Genomic DNA, 19,143 nt, shown 5'->3' on the forward strand with positions numbered 1-19,143 from the left:
ATTGGGTTTTTTATTTGAGGTGTAATAAATGCTGCACAAATTTATTATTAACAATACGAGGGTTGTTCTGGATGTTCACAGCGGGGCGGTACACCGGGTTGACCGGTTGACCTGGGATGTGCTGGAGGATTACCGCAATATTGCCCGGGACGGGCTGCTGGAAAAACTTGCCCGGCGCTATCCCGGGCAAGAGGTGGAAGAGGCGCTGGCGGAGGTTGACGAACTGGTGGAGGCGGGGCTGCTGTTCAGCCCGGACCCCCTGGGAGGCTCCTACACTCCCCCGGCGCACAATATTGTCAAGGCGTTGTGCCTGCACCTGGCGCACGATTGCAATCTAGCCTGCCGCTATTGTTTTGCCGGGCAGGGTAAATTCGGCGGGCCGGCGGGCTTGATGTCCCTGGAGACGGGTAAAGCCGCGCTGGACTTTTTAATGAACTCCTCCGGCGGCCGGCGCCACGTGGAAGTGGATTTTTTCGGCGGGGAACCGCTATTGAACAAAAGGGTTTTATATGGGCTGGTGGAATACGGTAACAAACTGGCCGGGGAGAGGGACAAGGAAATAAAATTCACCCTCACCACCAACGGGCTGTTGCTGGACGAGGAGACGGGTGACTTTTTAAACCGGCACGATATGAGCGTGGTTTTGAGCCTGGACGGCAGGCCCGCGGTGCACGACACCATGCGCCCCTTTCCCGGAGGGGGCGGTTCCTATGATATTATATCCCGGAAAATCATCAATTTCCTGGAGAGCAGGGATTACCGCAATTATTACGTCCGGGGCACATATACCGCCAATAATACCGATTTTTCCAGGGATGTCCTGCACCTGGCCGGATTGGGGCTAAGGGAAATTTCCGTGGAGCCCGTGGTGGCTCCGCCGGAGGAGGAATATGCCCTGAGAGAGGAGCATATTCCCGGGCTGTCAAGGGAATACGCCCTTCTGGCGGATATGGTGCTGGAAAGGGCCAGGGCAGGCGATCCCATTAATTTCTTCCATTTCAATATTGATCTGGAGGGCGGTCCCTGTTTGCCCAAAAGACTTTCCGGCTGTGGCGCCGGCTCGGAATATCTGGCGGTGGACCCGGAGGGCGGTCTTTATCCCTGCCACCAGTTTGTGGGGCAGGAGGAATATGTCATGGGCGATGTATATGGAGGTTTGGTCAATAAGGAGCTGCCCGCCCGCTTTGCCGGCGCTCATGTATACAGCAAAGAGGGGTGCGCCGAATGCTGGGCCAAATTTTTCTGCAGCGGGGGCTGTCACGCCGGCGCCCGGGCGTATAGCGGCACTATATTAAAGCCCAACCCCCTGGGCTGCCGGCTGATGAAAATGAGGCTGGAGTGCGCCCTCTACCTTAAGGTGGCCATGGCCGGCCAGCAATAATACAATCAAGGCTGCTCAGATTTTCCGGGCAGCTTTTTTTTTCTCCTTTGCCAGACAACTTGGGCCGGCATGAAAAAGTGTTTATTAAAATATCATGTAATAAGGAGATTTCGGTAAAACGGCGGAGAATAAGCGGAATATTTTGGTGGTCGGTGGTTTTCCCCGGGGACGAGGTTTGTGCTATAATACTTATTGTGAGCAGTTCTGGCAATTTTCCCAAAATTATGATAAAGGTGTTACCAATTAATTCAGAGGTGGTGCTGTTGCATTCATTAAACGGGGTAAGATATCGCAAACGACGTCGAAATATTAAAGATAAACTAATTGATTACATAAATAAGCCCCGGGAGCCGGTCCTAATAATTTCAATCGCCCTGTATACGGTTTTAATTATGCTAATCAACGGTATTATTGAGGACGGGTACAAAGCATGGGCGGTCCAGGTGAACGGTAAAACAGTGGCCCTGGTAAACGACCCGGCGGAGGTCCGGAAGGCCATCGGTGAACTGACGGAGAAAAAGTCCAGTATTGCGGGACGCAGGCTGGGGGTATCCGGAGAGGTAGGTCTGAGCAGGGTGTTTCCGGGGGGAGAAAGCTTTTTACAGGGTGAAGGCCTGAAGGCCGCCCTGGCGGAAAACCTCTTTTTCAGCACCAAAGCAGCCGCGGTATCGGTGGACAGCGACGTAAAGCTGGTGCTGCAGAACAGAGAGGAAGCCCGGAAGCTTCTTGACCGGCTGAAAGCGCCATACAGGTCTCCCGGCACGGAAGTGGCCTTTGCGGAGAATGTGGCCATAAAGGATGTGGAGGCCGACTCCAGTGAACTGGTTAGTGTGGATGAAGCCCTGGCACAGGTAAGAAAGGGCGCCACTGAAATTCAAACCTACCGTGTTAAAGAAGGGGACACCCTTTGGGATATCGCCTCTTCCGCCGGTATAACCCAGGAGCGGCTGATAGCCGCCAACCCGGGTATGGACCCGGACCACATAGGCATCGGCCAGGAAATCAATCTGGCTGCGGTTAAGCCCTTAATCAGCGTTCTGGCCATATCCCGGCAAACCGCCACGGAGCAGATAGCCTTTGCCGTGGAGGAGAAAAAGGACAGCAAACTGTATTACGGGGATGAAAAGGTAGTCCAGCAGGGCAAACCGGGTAAAAAGTCGGTTACCTATCAGGTTACCAAACTTAACGGGGTAACGGTGGAAAGAAATGTATTGCAAGAAAGCGTATTGGAGCAGCCCACAACCAAAATAGTGGCCAAAGGCTCCAAGCTGCTGCTGGCCTCCCGTTCCGGGAGTTCCGGCAGGCTGGCCTGGCCCACGGTGGGCTCGGTGATTTCACCCTTCGGAAAGAGGGGCAGCAGCGTGCACGAAGGGGTGGACATCAGCGGCTCCATAGGCAACGCGGTGGCGGCCGCCGCTTCCGGGACTGTTGTCAGGGCCGGCTGGTTCGGCGGCTACGGCAAGTGCGTGGATATATCCCACGGTGACGGGGTGATAACCCGCTACGGACATCTTTCCAAAATAGTGGTGAGCAGCGGCCAGAAGATCGCCAGGGGACAGCTCGTCGGCAGGGTGGGCAGCACCGGGAGATCCACCGGACCTCACCTGCATTTTGAGGTAAGAATTAACGGACAGCCGAGAAACCCCATGAAATATTTATAATACGCCAAATTTTAACCCGGCTATAAGAGGCCGGGTTTCATTTTGTAATATTCCTCCTGTTCTTTGGCCCATAAAATTATTTAAATATAATAATAACAGGTGTTATAATAGTTCAGGTGAAAACAAGCCTGAATTAGAGAAGAGGGGTAGTATATGAAATACAGCGGCATGTCCCGGAGGGAAAAAAGAAAGTTCCGGCAAAGAATACTATTAGGCGCGGTGGCGGCGGTGCTGTCGGTGGGGCTTTTAGCCTCGTCCCTGGCGCTGCCGGTGAGCAACCTGTTTTCCGGCGATCCGGCGGCCAGCCAGAGCCAGGCCCAAACTGAGCCTGAGCAGCCCGCCGCGGCGGAACTGGAGAAAAAGGTGAAGGAAAATCCAAAGGACCCGGCCCTCCTGGCCCAGCTGGCGGAGGCCTATATGCGGGAGGAAAACAGGGAAAAAGCGGCGGAAAACTATGAAAAGGTGCTGTCGATAAAGCCCGGTGAAAGCAGTGTAAGAATGAATCTGGCCCTGACATATTTTCTGATGGACAATAACGACAAAGCCATCGAGCACCTCCAGTACGAGATAAAGAACAATCCTGGTAACAATGAAGCCCACTATTATCTGGGACAGGTACTGGCTTACGGCAAAAATGATTTCAAGGGCGGCGCACAGGAGTTGCAGAAATTTGTTGACCTGGCCAAAACCGGGGAAAATGTGGCCAAGGCCAAACAAATGCTGGAAGAATGGCAGGTCCGGACGGAAAAAAAATAAGCCCTGGCTCATAGGGCGGCTGTTTTTTAGCCGGGGGATTGACAATCTCCCGGCTTTTGGTTCTAATATTTACCGGTAGGAATGGCTTAACAGGGCTGGGTATAATTAAACCGGTCAATCAATCAGTTGAACGGGATGTGGTTTAAATGAACCCAGCGACCGCCAAACCCCCTGGAGAATATTGCCGGGGCGGAAAGAATCCATTGTTGTTGCTCAAAATTGTATCCCTGATCGCCGCCTTCATAGCAGTGATAGCCTACAGCCTGCCCGGCCAGATCCGGGGCCAGGCCTATACCGTATTCAGGGAGTTTTCCCGGGTTGGCATATTGCTCCGGACCTACGATATGAATAGCCTGGAAAGCCGGCATTTTGTGGTCAGGTACCGGCCGGGGGACGCCAAATACGCCGGATTGGTGCTGGAGGCCGCAGAGCGGTTTTATAAACCTGTAACCCGGAGGTACCAGGCCGCGCCCAAAACAAAAATACCGGTAATCATATATCCCACCGGCTCCGAGTTGAATGCCAGTTTCGGCTGGAGCGCCAGTGAAAGCGCCATGGGGGTATACTGGGCCGGCACCATCAGAGTACTGTCACCCGCCGCCTGGACGGCGGACAAGGACTCCTCCCAGGTGCGGGATACATTTATAAACTCCGGCCCCATGGCCCATGAACTTACTCACCTGGCGGTGGACTACGCCACCAAAGGCAATTGCCCCCGCTGGCTGACCGAGGGACTGGCACAGTATGAGGAATACCGGCTCACCGGATTTAGATTTGATACATTGCCGCCGGAGATAAAAGATTTTTATCCCTTAACCAGCCTGGACAGGGATTTTGACAATATGACGGATCAATCCCTGGCTTATTTCGAATCCCTTTCCGCGGTGGAATACATTATAACGGAATATGGGGAAGGGGCACTGGACCAAATGCTGGCAAGCCTTGGACGGGGAGCGACCCTTGACGGGGCGCTGGAGGATGCCCTTAATGTTGACTTAACAAAATTTGAGCATAACTGGCATCAATGGCTTGGAAACATGTCGAAAGCCGTCTCCCGGGGTTGAAAAAATAATAGTATTCCCGTCCCATAGCCCTTAGGAAAATAGAATCAATTATTAAACAATTTATTCTTGGAGTCCAATATTTTAGCGCATTGATATAAACAAGGCAGGAATTTAAATAAGCAAAGTAGAATTTACCCCTTTGATAATAAGCGCAAAAAGTAATGTATTTTTTGAAGATAATTAATGCAATTAGTATTTTGCTGTAAAATAGTTTTTTGAAAAATCTCCTTTTTGAGAATGCCTGCTTGCTTTATTAGCTGATTATTAATTTATTTATGAAAGGCGGGGCATCGCCCTCTAATGAATACAGCCGTGTTGTCCAGGGAAAAGATTATTATCAATGGCAAGGCCGTTCTAAAAGGAAATATAAAAATAGGCGGGGCCAAAAATGCCGCACTGGCGCTGATGAGCGCGGCCATTATGGCCGACGGGGAAATAATTCTCGAAAACGTGCCTGAAATCAATGACGTCATGGTAATGCTGGAAATCATCAGGTCCATGGGAGCTGATGTTGCCTGGCAGGAAAAGGAAACACTGAAAATAAAGTCTCCGGAAAAAGTAAATAGCCACCCGCCCTACAATCTGGTCAAGAAGTTGAGGGCTTCCAACCTGTTGCTGGGCCCCATGCTGGCCCGGTACGGCAAGGCCAAGGTGGCGCTGCCCGGAGGCTGCAAAATAGGCAACCGGCCCATGGACCTGCATTTCAAGGGGCTTTGCGGGCTGGGGGCGCAGCTTGAGCTGGACCGCGGCTATATCAAGGCGGAGGCCGGCGGACTTCAGGGGGCCAGGGTTTACCTGGACTTTCCCAGCGTTGGGGCCACCGAAAATTTAATGATGGCCGCCTGCCTGGCCCAGGGTCAGACAGTTATTGAAAACGTGGCCAAGGAGCCGGAAATAGTGGACCTGGCCAACTTTTTAAACTGCCTGGGGGCCAAGGTGCGTGGTGCCGGCACCGATGTCATTAAAATACAGGGGGTTGACAAACTGTCCGGCTGCTCCAGGTATTGCGTCATTCCGGATCGCATTGAGGCCGGCACCTTCATGGTGGCTGCCGCGGCCACCGGCGGCGACGTAACCCTGGAGAACGTCATCAGTACCCACCTGGAGCCGGTAAGCGCCAAACTACGGGAAGCCAACGTGGAAATAACCGAAGACGAGGATACTATTCGGGTAAAGGCGGGCAGGCCGCTGAAACCCATTGATATAAAAACAATGCCTTACCCCGGTTTTCCCACCGATTTGCAGTCCCAGATGATGGCCATGCTAACCACCATTCCCGGTACCAGCATCATTACCGAAAATATTTTTGAAAACCGGTTCCAGGTGGCGGATGAGCTGAAGCGGCTGGGCGCCAACATCAAGGTGGAGGGAAGGCTGGCGGTTATTGAAGGGGTTCAGTCCCTCCAGGGCACCCAGGTGAAGGCCACCGACCTGCGGGCCGGGGCGGCGCTGGTGGTGGCGGCCCTTACCGCCGCGGGCACCACCGAAATATACAAACCGGATTATATTTACCGGGGATATCATCAATTTGAAAAAAAACTCAAACAGCTGGGAGCGGATATCACCAGCCTGTAATTTATGATAGCCGCAACGGGTCTCCGGCAAAGCCGGAGGCCTATTTTGCGTGCGGGGGATTAATTTGGACTGCCAAGCAGTTCAAGGGCGATCAAGGCCACAACCAATAGACCCAACATCGCAATATTTGTAAACATTAACATCACCCGGTATAGTCATATTAATTATATAGACACGGGCAGAGTGATTAAAGTTCCTGGCTTGAAACTAAAATTATCTTCCTTTGTTTGGAGGGACTGCGAGTGCACATATCAATACTGGCGGTGGGACGTTTAAAGGAAAAATATCTGGTTGACGCCCTGCAGGAGTACCTGAAAAGGCTTCGGGCCTACGCCAGGGTTGAAATAAAAGAAGTGGCCGACCAGGGCTACAACGAAGGGATATCCGCCGCCCTGGAGGAAGAAGTAAAGAAAAAGGAAGCCCTGCGGCTGGAGAAACACATAAAGCAGGACACCCTTTTGGTCGCCCTGGACAGGGAGGGAGAAGAGCTTACCTCCGGGGAACTGGCGGACTGGCTAAGTTCCCTGGCACTGCGGGGTAAAAGCCATGTCACCTTCCTTATCGGGGGTTCCCTGGGCCTGACCCGGGAAATACAGTCCCGGGCGGACCGCCGCCTGTCCTTCTCCAGGCTAACCTTTCCCCACCAGCTGATGAGAGTCCTGCTGCTGGAGCAAATATACCGGTCCTTCAAAATAATCAAAGGCGAACCCTACCACAAATAACGGGGTCAGGCTTGCATTATTGCATAATCCAGAATATTAAAGTAAAATTAGGTAAAATAATGATAGGGTTGTGTTGATGGGTGGCTAGAGAACAAAGAGTTCATTACCCCGGCGCGGTGTATCATGTAATTGCCCGGGGTAACAATAAAGACCCCATTTTAGCCTCCGCCATGGAGAAAAACTATTATTTAGGCCTGGTGAGAAAATACAAAGAACGATTTTCTTTCAAACTTTATGGTTACGTAATTATGGATAACCATGTCCATATTCTTTTAGAAGTTGGAAAAGAGCCGTTATCAAAGATAATGCAGGGTATCCAGCAATCTTATACTCAATGGTATAACAGCAACCATCAAAGGGTCGGGCATGTCTTTCAACAGAGATATAAAGCGGTTCTTTGTGATAAAGATAGTTATTTGCTTATCTTATTGAAATATATCCACGGTAATCCTATACGGGCCGGAATAACGGAGACATTAAACTATCAGTGGAGCAGCCACCAGGACTACCTGACAGGCACCAGTTCCCTGGTCGATGTAAGTTTTTACCTGGGTGTGTTATGTGATAAAATTGATATAGCCATAAATAGGTACCGTCAATTTATGGAGGATCAGAATCCCTTAGATATTGAAGAAAATAGATTAGGCAAATATCCGGAAAAAGAGTCTGCGCACCAAAACAGGGAAAGCGAAAGCAGAGATTTGCAGATTAGCCTCGATGACCTTATAAGAGTAGTTGTAGAAATTTTGGGGATAACCGATGAATGGCTGCATAGCCTCAAAAGTAGAAATCGCAAGATTGTGACAGCAAGGAATATAATTGTCCATTTGACGATAAAACATGATATAGCCCGGAGGGCGACCCTGATGGAAAAACTTAACCTTACACCATATCAGGTTAGCAGGGGTTATTATGCTGCCTGGGAAAAGGATGAAAGCCGCTCTTTAATTAAAGCCATAGAGGAAATGCAATAATGCAAGCCTGACCCTAATTTTTTCTGTTTATAATTAACCTGAATAATGATGGGACTGCGAAGAAAATAAAGAAGGTTCGGAACAATTGATACCCCGCCACAATAGATAAATCCGCGTTGATCTCATGAGCGATAATACCCATCTGATCCATACCGCCAGGGGCAATGCTCAACAGGGCCGTGGACATTGATACGGAATGGAACTCTCTCAGGAGCAGGCTAAGCCCCAGTGCGCCGGCAACAAGCATAATGCTGTTCAAGAGCGCCAGCGTAACCGTTCGAAGCTTTTGTGTTAATTCACCCGGTTTAAGCAGCAATCCCACAAAGGCGCCTATCATAAACTGCGCGGCATTAATCACCAGGGAAGGAAGCTGTGGCCCATGCAGTCCGAACATTTGAAGAATAGCTGTGCCGATTGCTGGTCCCAGCAGATAAGCGGTTGGGAATCTGATCCTGTCGCCGGCCAGGGCGCATACCACGGAAACAGCCGCAAAGGGCAGTATGTCAGGAAATAATATTGCACCCTCCGCATGGATGGATGATGCCGCCTGGGCCGCTAAGGCGTCTGTCCGGTGGTTTCCGAGCACCGGGCTGAATATGAGTATCGGAACACATATAATGATTGCCATCAGCCGAACAACCTGCATGACTGTCACGACCGTGATGTTGACACCCTCGGTTTCTTCCGCCAGGGAGATGACCTGGGTGAGCCCCCCTGGTATGCATCCCAGAAGCGCGGTAAGATAATCGCTTCGCGCCAACTTGGATACCACATAAGCCATGCTTGCGCACATGAGCAGCAGAATCAGTGTCATGAGCAACATGGACGTCAGTTGATGCGACATCTCTTGAAGCGCAGCGGCCGTCATGGACAGGCCGATGGTGTAACCGACGATAATCATCCCGGCATTTCTGACCTGTCCAGGCCATCCGTAACGTCCTTTCCACAGGCTGGAACCGATCAGAACGGCTGTCATCGGCCCCAGAAGCCAGGGAATGGGCACATGCATAAGCTTAAATGAAGAGCCGCCGATTAGAGCTGTAAGCATCGTAATAACCAGCCGGGAGACTCCTTTATGGGAGAAAAGGTGCTGTGTTTTCATTGCCATCTCCATACATTTTATTGTTTTTTTGCGTATTGAAAGGTTACCGCACCCTTATAATCGGCATCCGGCGCCCCGGAAACCGATGGCACGGGTCGATTAAAATGCGGGTGCCGGCTTGCGAAGTGATAAGAAACGATGCTTGTCCCGAACCACTTGATGTTCATAAAAATACCACCTTTTTTGGATGTAGAGAAGTGTGCTTTTATTATTTTGCAAAAAAAGCACATTTTTTAGAGTAAAAATTATTTGATTAAAGCTGCAACTGTATAATTTTTCAAAGCGATATCACCCCGCGCATTGATATCTGTCATTATTTTATCCTTCGCCTGTTTTCAATTGTACGCGGATATAATAAGATGTTGAAATAAAAAACCAAGCGGTGAATGCTACTGCTGCTTTTAATTAGTTATTCCAAACTTTCGGGAGAGGGGAAGGTAAATGTGGGCCGGGTTCTTTCAATAAATATCAGTTCCGTAAAAGGGATTGAAAAAAACAGTATTGAAAAAGTAGATCTGATTGAAGGCTGGGGTCTTGCCGGCGATGCCCATGGTGGTGATTGGGACAGGCAGGTTAGTATATTTCCGGTGGAGGCGCTGGAAAAAGTGCCCCCGCTGAAAAGAGACGAAGTATTAAATGGTGGTTATACCGAAAACTTCACCATATCCGGTGTCGAATTATCCGAACTTACCGTTGGGAAACTTGTTGAAATTGGTCAGGCAGTTGTGAAGATATTACATATTGGCAAGGAAGAATTCAAGGAACACGGGCGACCCTATATCGTTAGCCGGGAAGGACGTTTTGGCAGGGTCGTTAAGGGTGGCCAGGTTAAGGTCGGAGACGGGGTCAGGCTTGCAGTATTGCATAATTCTGATCAGTGTATTTAAACTTGGTAAAATAACAATAGGTTGTGCTAATGATTTGCTAGAGCACAAAGAGTTCATTACCCTGGCGCGGTGTATCATGAATTTTATTGTGAAAAACAATGATTTAGAAAGCCGGGTTGCGGAGTTATTAGAAAGGGAAACCAATCGGAAAGCGCCATATAGTCATAAACAAACCGGCATGCTTAGGGACAGAACTCTCTGGGGATTAATTTTGGCGGTAATATTAATGATGATCGGCGTAGGGATGATAGTCGCTCTGCTGCCTCAACGAATTGTTGATTTGGATGGAAACGGACGATCAGTTGGGTATATAGCGTCTGCCTTTGCCTTCTCGTATTTATTGCTGCAGGTTCCCATCGGCGGCCTGTCGGATAAGATTGGTTTTAAGCCGCTTCTTATTGCTGGGTATTCGCTGTGTTTTCTTACCGGGCTGGTGTATTATTTTGCAGCAAATTCCAACATGATTTTTCTTGCCAGACTTTTGCAAGGCGTTGGTGAGGCTCCGGTTTGGGCGCTGGCCCCGGCGCTGCTATCACTAAGGTTTCCCTTGGCTAAAGGGAAAGCCATGGGGATATATAACGCAGCCTTTCATTTTGGCCTTACCCTGGGGCCTTTTCTAGGTGTGGTATTGGCGAGAGTATTAAACAGCAATGAGCTGTTTCTGGTTTATTCGCTTGGCTGTTTGGCGGGGATGATTATTATCTGTCTCCTGGTAGAGAACCCTGTCAGGCAGAAAGGGATAATTCCGGGCTCGTTGGATCTTCGCAAAATACTGGAACTGCTAAAACAGCGGCCGATACTGATTTGTTTTATGGGAATCGCCTTATATGGTGCGGGATACGGTAGCTTTCTAACGGTGATTCCTGCATTTCTGTTAAGTGAAAAGGCTTTTAGCCCAGTTGGCATCGGCGCGTTTTTTTCGTTGTTCTATATGGTCATAAGTCTTTCGCAAGTAATTACCGGCCCACTATCGGACAGATTTGGCCGAAGTATCTTTATGATTTTGGGGTTGCTCATCGCTGCTGTGGGGCTCATTATCATGCCTGTTTTCGGTTTTCCGATAATCCTGTTGGTGGTAACTATTGCCAGTCTAGGGGTGGGCATTTTTCACCCCGCCTCAATGGCCTTCTTGAATGAAGCCGTACCTGATTCTTTAAAGGGCACCATTTCTGGAGCATATTATCTTTTTTGGGGCGCCGGTATGTTTTTCGGTCCCCCGATAATGACCCGGGCAGCCATATACTTCAGCTTTCAGGTATCAATGGCCGGTTATTCGTTCATTATATTTTTGGTCGCAGCTGTGATGATGAAAATTTCTTGGATGGAAACGCGCCGTTAGAAAACAGGGTTGTTGAATAGTAACGATAGGTTATTGGCGCAAATTTTTGTTATTGACGTATGAGTCAGGGGACCGGTTCCCTGGCTCTTTTTTTCTCGTTGTTTACCTGTATAATCAATCCCCCGCGGGCCGGGATAACGGAGACATCAAGCTATGCAGGGCAGCCGCCAGGACCACCTTTAGGTAGCAGTTTTCTGGTTGATGCAAATTTTTACCGGGTGTGTCGAGAGATAAAATTGATACGGCAAAAAATATATTCTGTCAATTCATGAAAGACAAGGCATCTGCATTAAAGCTTCAAAGAAATGCAATAATGCAAGCCTGACCCCGGAACCTTTTTTGTTTATAGTCGTCTATTGGTAAGAAAACAAAAATACCAGGAGGATAAAATGAGTATAAGAATTAAAATGGCTTCTTTTTGTGGTGTTGCCGTGTTATCACTTGCGTTTGCAGGGCATTGCCTTGCAGCTCCAACTCCATTTACAGATTTGCAGGATATAAAGGAAAAGGAGAAAATATGCGCACTTCAGCAAAAGGGATATGTGAAAGGAGTTGCTGATGGCATTTATGCGCCTAATAATGCAATTATAACAGCTGAAAGTATTCAACTTATTGTTAACGCTTTGGAACTGAATCTCGACGCGGTAAGATTTTTCAAAGAGCCGAAAGCCACTGATTGTTGTCAAAAGGCCGACAATAATGCCTGGTATGCAGACGCTCTGATTACAGCTGCAGTGAACGGGATTGAATTTTCGTCAAATATTGATCCTGATCAGCAATGTACCCGGGAAGAGTTTACCTATTATCTTATTAAAGCTATGGAAAAACAAAATAATCTTCCCATGATCAATATTGTGCCGGTTGATATTGCCGACCAGGAGCAAATGTCGGCTGTTTATAGCGGCGCTGTTCAACGCGCCCTTGCCTATGGCGTTACTCAACTGGATGAAAGCAATAAATTCAACCCAAAAGCCGATATTTCCCGCGCAGAAGCGGCAGAGCAAATATACAATGCGCTTGAATATATTAAGGCGGTTCCAGCACAGTTGTAATTTCAGAGTTAAGACCCAGTCCCTGAGGTCGGGTAAATTTCGGATCAGGTTTGCTCTAAGGGTTCGGAAGGGGCGGCATAACCCCTTCCGGACCCTGGGTTCACTATACGGGAATCAGTAAAAAGACATGGGATAAGGATTGGTATCCGAAATTAAATGCTGTCAGTTTTAAATTTGGATACAGATTCTATCAATGTTTGGGAAACATCGGACATGTTTTGGGTCATTGCCGCTATCTGAAGCATGGACTGCTTTATCTGTTCGTTGGCCAGCGATAGCTGTTTTGTCCTCTCGCTGGACTCTTCCGCGCCCGCGGACAGCTCATCAATTTTTTCCACCACCACCAGTATGCTGTTAAAAATTGTTTCCACATCCCGCCTGGTTTTTTCGGCTATTTCAACGCCGGCGTTAACTTCCCGGGCTCCAACCTCCATGGCGTTCACAGCATTGTCTATTTCCAGCGATATGTTGCTTATCAGAACCGCTATATCCTTTGCCGCTTTATTTGACTGCTCGGCAAGCTGGTGCACCTCATCGGCCACCACCGCGAATCCTCTTCCGTGTTCTCCCGCCCGGGCTGCCTCTATGGCCGCATTGAGGGAAAGCAGGTTGGTTTGCTCCGCCAGCGTGGTTATGACTTCGGTAATCCGCCCTATCTGCTTGGAATATTCTCCCAGGATATTAACCGCCCCGGCGATGGTCATGCTGGACTTTTTAATTATTTCCATTTTTGACACGGTATCAGCCATTTGCTGCTGTCCGCCCGAAGCCACCATTTTAACATAATCCGCCTTATCCACCGCGGCATTGACCTTCAACCTGGTGGATTCCGAAATGCCGGCCATTTCTTCGGCAGTCGCGGCCAGCTGTTGAATGCTGGCGCTAATTTCTTCACTTGATGCCGCCAGCCCCTGGCTTTCCCCCGATAATACGCGGGATGAATTGACAATGCCCTCAATGAGCATTCTCAGACTGTCAGCCATATCGTTTACTGATCTGGCCAGAGTGCCCATCTCGTCCCTGGAGTTAATATCAATTTTCCCCGTGAAGTCCCCGGTGGCATAACGCCGGGTGTTTTTTATTATTTCTAAGACAGGCTTTTGAATTCTTTTTTTCAGTAAAAAAATAGTAAGACTAAAAACAATAACTATAAAAATAATGCCGGTGGTAATGTATGCGTTAATTTTTTCTGTCATATTCAGGGCCGGAGATTCCAGGGAAATAAGGCCGATTGGTTTATTGTTAATGTCTTTAAGTGCTGAGAAGCTGTAATATTTTAATTTGCCGCCAATCTTTTCATTGGTTATGACCGGTTCATTTCTCTGTAAAACATTTTCCCAGATGGGTTTAATACTATTCTCAGCGAGGTTGGTGGCGCTTGTCCCCCATAGCCCGCCGCCGGGAGACCATATGGTGATATCGTTGTTAAGTATGGCTTTAATATTCCCAAGCTCTTCTTTATTGAGGACTTTCCCTATAACAAGATATCCCGGTGATTTCTCCTGGCCTTCTCCATTGTCGTCCCTGAGTATTCCTGCCGCAATTATTGCCGGGCCCTTGTTGGTGTTATACAATCCGCTAAAGGAATCATTTTTCGTCGCTTTATTTTTTAGTAAGTCAGCTGCATCCAGTGAAACACCGCCTACACTTGTAACCAGTTTGTAGTCCCTGTTAACGGTTATGCAAAAATGGATACCCGGCGACACTTTAGGCAAAGTGTTTATATTATCTTCAATCCAGGGCACGTCGTTTCTGGCCAGCGCTTCATAAAAGTCCGACCAGACGATGTTGGTATTAAGAGTGCCGGTAATGGAATCGCCCAGGGTCAACAGTATGGAATGGGCCACATTGTCTTTATACAGAACAGATTCCCTTTCCGCGCCCCTCATTTCCCGGGTAAGACCGCTCATCATAAAGTAAAACCCGGCTATAAAAGGAATAATGACAAAGGGTATCATAAAGAATAAAATGATACGTTTCCACATATTCATTGAAGCATAATTTTTTAACATCATTTTAACACCTCGTTATTATAACTTTTGTGTCCGAAGTGAAATTAAAATAAGTTCAATAAACAGACAACATTGTGTGGGAATATTCGTATTATATACATAATACAGCGCAAACCAGCAAAATCCGACATAATACCATTAATCCTTTATTAAGTTTCAGTAAAATTGCCCCCAAAATGCTGGAACGTGGTGATATTGAAAGCTATCAGGAACCCGAGAACAAAAACAGTACGGGACACCGGCATATTCTAACCGGCGCCCCAAAATATCCAGGAGATTAATCCGATATTTGCTAGATAAAAAGGCGGGTTTGATTGGAATCGACGGCGGCCGGCATTAGCAGAGGAGCGGAGCATTATGAAATTGATCAATACTGCGCGGGTGCCGGAGTGTTCATTATTGAAAAGATCGCCCATTTAGATATACTTATAAGGGAAACGGGGAATAAACCGGTCACCCTGCCCTTCCGGTTAATCCGGAAGGGATGCCGGAATTTCCGTGGGGAGTAATTGCCTGCTTTTTAAGGAGAAAAATGTATGAGTGAAGTTGTAAGCCGGTACGGAATTATTAAAGGGGCCGCCCATATTGACCTGTATCCCGGGGGCAGCCTGAGAAGCTGTGTGGTGACGGAGCCCAATGAGTTTTTAACTCCCTTCGGCGCGCTGGTGCCCCTGCATCAGGATAACGGAATCAGGAGAAAGCCCGGTAAACCGATTACCTTTTATCCCAACGGATGTTTAAAGAACCTGCCTCTTCAGGCGCAGACGGATATCCCGACGTCCCTGGGCATGATGCCCGCCGAATATCTGGCATTTTATGAAGACGGCTCTCTTCACAGGGTTTTCCCCCTGGACGGCAGGCTGTCGGGATACTGGACCGAGGAAGACGAGGGGGAACTGGCGCGTAAAATGGATTTTCAACTTCCCTGCGGGATTTTTGAAACCCGGATAATCGGTATTCAGTTTTACCCCCGGGGTTCTGTAAAAAGCATCACCCTGTGGCCCGGGGAAGTGATTTCGGTAAATTCGCCTCTGGGTCCCCTGGAGGTGCGCACGGGAATTTCCTTTTATCCCGGAGGGCGGCTCAAATCCCTGGAACCGGCCCGGCCCACTACAGTGCAAACTCCGCTGGGCGCCATCCAGGCCTATAATTGCCGGTCCCTGGGGCTCAACGGGGATGCTAATTCCCTTTGTTTTTCCGAAGAGGGAACACTGGTTTCCCTGATGACATCCAGTGATGAAATTGAATTGACCGGTAAAAATGGAGAAAAGCATCCGTTCAGGCCTGGCTGTGAACAGAACCTGTTTAATCCGGAGGCTTTGGACCCAATCCCCTTGAAGGTTGAGTTTGCCGGGAATAAGGTGCTGTTACATCAAAATGGGGTGAGGGAATTTAACCTGCAAGATTATGCCTTCGCCGTAAAATCCCAAAACCTTCAGGCCGGTTGTTCCGGCTGCGCCAGTTGCGCCGACTGCGCCGGGCACTGTGAAAGCTAACATTCTTTGTTTGGAAAAAGCCGGATTTTCGAGGTGGCAAAATGAACATCCAGATATACGGCACAAAAAAATGCCAGGATACCAGGAAAGCTGAACGCTATTTTAAGGAACGCGCCATCCCTTATCAATTTGTTGACCTGACCGTGCGGGGCTTGAGCAAAGGCGAACTGGACAAGGTTAAATCCGCTGTGGGCCTGGAGAATCTTATGGATACGGCGGGGAAAGAATATGCCAGGCGCAATCTGAAATATATAATTCATGACAGGGAGGAAATGCTGCTGGCACACCCTTTACTGTTCAAAACCCCGATTGTGAGGAATGGGGCCAGGGCGACGGTCGGTTTCCGCCCTGAGATTTGGCAGGATTGGCGCTGATAAGCGCAACCTTTCAATAGACGCAAATTAAAAAGGCCCCAGGGAACGCTATAAGGCATTGTTACCCTGGGCCTTTTCTATTTTGAAAATTTATAAACAGTTGAGGCTTAGTTCTCTAACATTAATTTAATCGTGCTTAATGTAGAAATATGTTGAAATATGTAGGTAGCTGATGTATTTTAATATATAATTAATCCAGAAATAACAGAATTATCCGGTAATTTAATCGAATAGTAAATATGTAAATACTGCGAATTGTTTTAGCGATACCAATTACAAGTTTTTAAATGATAAACAGCCTTATGATAAAGCGGCAGTTAAATAAAGACCGGAGAATTAAGGATGGGGAGAAATTGGACAAAATAACGGAGACCGGCTTAAAAAGCAATAAAATAAAAATTATACTGCTCTGTACATTAATTATCATTATGGCTGTAATTGTCTTTCTGCATAAAATATCCTCCGAGTTTTACCAGATAATGCAGCAACAAAGAGAAGCCGAATTGACCCGATTGGTGGATATTGCCTATAATGCAATTTCCCCGGTTATTGAAATGGTTGAAGCAGGACAATTAACAAAGGAAGAAGCCGGAAACCGGATACGTGCTATGGTCAGGAGGATGACTTATAATGATAAATTTGGTAGCAATTATATTTTCATGAGCAGTTACGACGGAACCATGCTGGTTCAGCCCTTTGAGCCGGAAAAAGAGGGGACCAATCAATGGAACCTGCGCGATGCCAGGGGCAAATATATTATTAGAGAACTGGTTGAAGCGGCCAAACAAAACCCGGACGGCTCCTTTGTGGAATATTATTATTATCCGCCGGGCAAGCAAGGGCTCGAAGAAAAACTTTCCTACGTGAAGGGCCTGCCGGCCATCCAGGCTTATATCGGAACAGGCATGTATCTTGACAGCGGGTACGCAGCGTTAAAAAGTCTTTTGAAATGGCAAAGATCCGGACTTATAGTTTGCGGTTCGGTTTTATTGCTGCTATTAACGTTTTATATAAGAGAGTTAATCGCGGGAAAACAAATGCTGCTAGCGGAAATAAAGCACAGACGTCTGGCGGAGCATTCTTTATGGCAGGAGAAGGAGCTTCTGTCAGTTACCCTGAAGTCTATCGGAGACGGGGTTATCGCCGTGGATAAAAATAGCCGGATTATGCTAATTAACAGGGTGGGGGCGGAATTAACCGGCTGGCAACCGGAAGAAGCGGAAGGGAAACCTTTAAGCCGGGTATTTAATATTATTAATGAAGAAACGGATGAACCCTGCGAGAACCCGGCCGCCAGGGTATTGGATACGGGAACTATCCTGGGTCTGGCAAATCACACGGCATTGATATCCAGGGAGGGACAAAAATATTCCATAGCCGACTCCGCCGCTCCCATAAAAGACGACAATGGCGAGCTGTTTGGCGTTGTGGTGGCTTTCCGGGATGTTACGGAGGAAAAAAAGAAGGAAAATGAAATTATTCGTTTGAGCTACCGGGATTCGCTGACGGGACTGCACAACCGGCGATATTTTGAAGAGATGCTGGGGAGGCTGGATTCCATTGATAATCTTCCCGTTTCCGTTATAGTTGGCGATGTAAACGGCTTAAAAATGACTAATGACATTTTTGGTCATGAATCGGGTGACGTTCTTTTACGCAAACTTGCCGGCATTCTTGTGGAATCCTGCAGGAAAGAGGATATTATAGCCAGGTGGGGCGGAGACGAGTTTATTATTCTTTTACCTAAAACGGGGATTAAAGAGGCGGAGAAAATATGTGAAAGGATTAAAAAGAAGTGTGATGAATCCCGGGAGTGCCCCATGCAGGTCAGTATTTCTCTGGGGTATGCCGTTAAGGAAAATAAAGATGATAGCATTTGGCAAGTTCAAAAAGAAGCCGAGGACTGGATGTACAGAAATAAATTATTAAAGAGCAAAAGCTTCAGAAATACCGTCATTGCATCACTAAAAGCCACACTTTTTGAAAAAAGCCTGGAAACCGAGGAGCATGCCGAGCGGTTAAAGTTAATGGGCATAAAGTTGGGACAGGCCATGGGATTGTCGTCTCTCCATTTGGATGAGCTGGAATTGCTGGCGATGCTGCATGATATAGGCAAAATAGCTATCAAGGAGACTATTTTATCCAAGCCGGGAAAACTGTCGGAAACAGAGTGGGAAGAGATGAAAAAGCATTCCGAGATAGGGTATCGAATTGCCCAGGCCACGCCTGAATTATCAAGGATTGCGGATTATATACTATGCCATCATGAATGGTGGAATGGCAAGGGCTACCCGCAAGGTTTAAAAGGAGTGGAAATCCCATTATTGTCACGGATATTGTCAATTGTTGACGCTTATGACGCCATGACCAGCAACCGTGTTTACCGTAAAGCCATGTCCCGTGAGGCTGCAGCCGAGGAATTGAAAAAATTCACCGGAATACAGTTCGATCCGGAACTGGTAAAGGTGTTTATTGATTTGATTTATGAACAGGTTGATGAATGATGCCCGTTGTTCCATTTTAATGCTAAAAAGGCCCGATAAAACATAAAACAAGAAACAGGTAATCCAGAGTTTTATCTCGCTAACAGCCTGTAAGACCCCGTCCTCGAAGACCGGGGATAAACAGGCAATTAAGGAAAGGGGACACACCTCTAGGAGGCCGTTGAAAAAGTCCATCTGCTGCGTTGCGGCTGCGGCCTCAATGCTCGACGTACTATGAGTACGCCTCCGCTTGAGGCCTTGCCAC

The 19,143-nt window shown here is 48.0% G+C and carries 15 protein-coding genes; 13 read left to right on the forward strand and 2 right to left on the reverse strand.

Translation table 11 applies throughout. The features are described 5' to 3' along the window. Positions 1–28: 28 nt before the first annotated feature. The 7 genes from scfB (at position 29) to DCCM_RS07870 (ending at position 8,133) form a co-directional block, all read left to right on the forward strand. The gene (gene scfB, locus DCCM_RS07840) at positions 29–1,381 is read left to right on the forward strand and encodes a thioether cross-link-forming SCIFF peptide maturase (protein WP_104371864.1); all 1,353 of its coding nucleotides are present in this window, start codon (positions 29–31) and stop codon (positions 1,379–1,381) included. Positions 1,382–1,644: 263 nt separating this feature from the next. Further along, positions 1,645–3,042, forward strand: coding sequence for a M23 family metallopeptidase (locus tag DCCM_RS07845; RefSeq protein WP_165792064.1), 1,398 nt, complete (start codon positions 1,645–1,647; stop codon positions 3,040–3,042). 153 nt (positions 3,043–3,195) lie between these two features. Further along, positions 3,196–3,798 (forward strand): tetratricopeptide repeat protein, encoded by a 603-nt coding sequence (locus tag DCCM_RS07850; protein ID WP_104371866.1) that lies wholly within the window; start codon positions 3,196–3,198, stop codon positions 3,796–3,798. Between the two features lie 146 nt (positions 3,799–3,944). Then, the gene (locus tag DCCM_RS07855) at positions 3,945–4,862 is read left to right on the forward strand and encodes a peptidase MA family metallohydrolase (RefSeq protein WP_104371867.1); all 918 of its coding nucleotides are present in this window, start codon (positions 3,945–3,947) and stop codon (positions 4,860–4,862) included. Between the two features lie 300 nt (positions 4,863–5,162). After that, complete coding sequence (gene murA, locus DCCM_RS07860) at positions 5,163–6,437, forward strand: UDP-N-acetylglucosamine 1-carboxyvinyltransferase (RefSeq protein WP_104371868.1); 1,275 nt, start codon at positions 5,163–5,165, stop codon at positions 6,435–6,437. A 242-nt stretch (positions 6,438–6,679) separates the two neighbouring features. Further along, positions 6,680–7,159 (forward strand): 23S rRNA (pseudouridine(1915)-N(3))-methyltransferase RlmH, encoded by a 480-nt coding sequence (rlmH, locus tag DCCM_RS07865; RefSeq protein ID WP_104371869.1) that lies wholly within the window; start codon positions 6,680–6,682, stop codon positions 7,157–7,159. An 80-nt stretch (positions 7,160–7,239) separates the two neighbouring features. Then, positions 7,240–8,133: a transposase gene (locus DCCM_RS07870; RefSeq protein ID WP_104371870.1), complete on the forward strand. Its 894-nt coding sequence runs from the start codon at positions 7,240–7,242 to the stop codon at positions 8,131–8,133. A 13-nt stretch (positions 8,134–8,146) separates the two neighbouring features. On the opposite strand, the gene DCCM_RS07875 is transcribed toward DCCM_RS07870, so the two are convergent. Beyond that, positions 8,147–9,235 (reverse strand): AbrB family transcriptional regulator, encoded by a 1,089-nt coding sequence (locus DCCM_RS07875; RefSeq protein WP_207655559.1) that lies wholly within the window; start codon positions 9,233–9,235, stop codon positions 8,147–8,149. Between the two features lie 443 nt (positions 9,236–9,678). On the opposite strand from DCCM_RS07875, the gene DCCM_RS07880 reads away from it, so the two are divergent. The 3 genes from DCCM_RS07880 to DCCM_RS07890 all read left to right on the forward strand — a co-directional run bounded on the left by DCCM_RS07880 (position 9,679) and on the right by DCCM_RS07890 (position 12,513). After that, complete coding sequence (locus tag DCCM_RS07880) at positions 9,679–10,122, forward strand: MOSC domain-containing protein (protein ID WP_104371884.1); 444 nt, start codon at positions 9,679–9,681, stop codon at positions 10,120–10,122. After that, complete coding sequence (locus DCCM_RS07885) at positions 10,088–11,461, forward strand: MFS transporter (RefSeq protein ID WP_231702701.1); 1,374 nt, start codon at positions 10,088–10,090, stop codon at positions 11,459–11,461. Before DCCM_RS07880 ends, DCCM_RS07885 begins: the two co-directional genes overlap by 35 nt. A gap of 389 nt (positions 11,462–11,850) precedes the next feature. Next, positions 11,851–12,513 carry an S-layer homology domain-containing protein gene (locus DCCM_RS07890; RefSeq protein ID WP_104371871.1) on the forward strand — a complete coding sequence of 221 codons (663 nt, stop codon included), beginning with the start codon at positions 11,851–11,853 and terminating at the stop codon, positions 12,511–12,513. Positions 12,514–12,665: 152 nt separating this feature from the next. Here the strand turns inward: DCCM_RS07890 and DCCM_RS07895 are convergent, their stop codons facing one another. Next, on the reverse strand, positions 12,666–14,528 hold the full coding sequence (locus DCCM_RS07895) for a methyl-accepting chemotaxis protein (protein ID WP_104371872.1): 1,863 nt from the start codon (positions 14,526–14,528) through the stop codon (positions 12,666–12,668). Between the two features lie 533 nt (positions 14,529–15,061). Between DCCM_RS07895 and DCCM_RS07905 the strand changes: the two genes are divergently transcribed. The 3 genes from DCCM_RS07905 (at position 15,062) to DCCM_RS07915 (ending at position 18,899) form a co-directional block, all read left to right on the forward strand. After that, entirely contained in the window at positions 15,062–16,021 is a 960-nt protein-coding gene (locus tag DCCM_RS07905) for a hypothetical protein (protein ID WP_104371874.1), read from the forward strand. Positions 16,022–16,062: 41 nt separating this feature from the next. Further along, the gene (locus DCCM_RS07910) at positions 16,063–16,395 is read left to right on the forward strand and encodes an arsenate reductase family protein (RefSeq protein WP_104371875.1); all 333 of its coding nucleotides are present in this window, start codon (positions 16,063–16,065) and stop codon (positions 16,393–16,395) included. A 353-nt stretch (positions 16,396–16,748) separates the two neighbouring features. After that, positions 16,749–18,899 (forward strand): cache domain-containing protein, encoded by a 2,151-nt coding sequence (locus DCCM_RS07915; protein ID WP_165792065.1) that lies wholly within the window; start codon positions 16,749–16,751, stop codon positions 18,897–18,899. The last annotated feature ends 244 nt before the right edge of the window (positions 18,900–19,143 follow it).

The organism is Desulfocucumis palustris (genome assembly GCF_002933875.1).
GTDB classification, from domain to species: domain Bacteria; phylum Bacillota; class Desulfotomaculia; order Desulfotomaculales; family Desulfocucumaceae; genus Desulfocucumis; species Desulfocucumis palustris.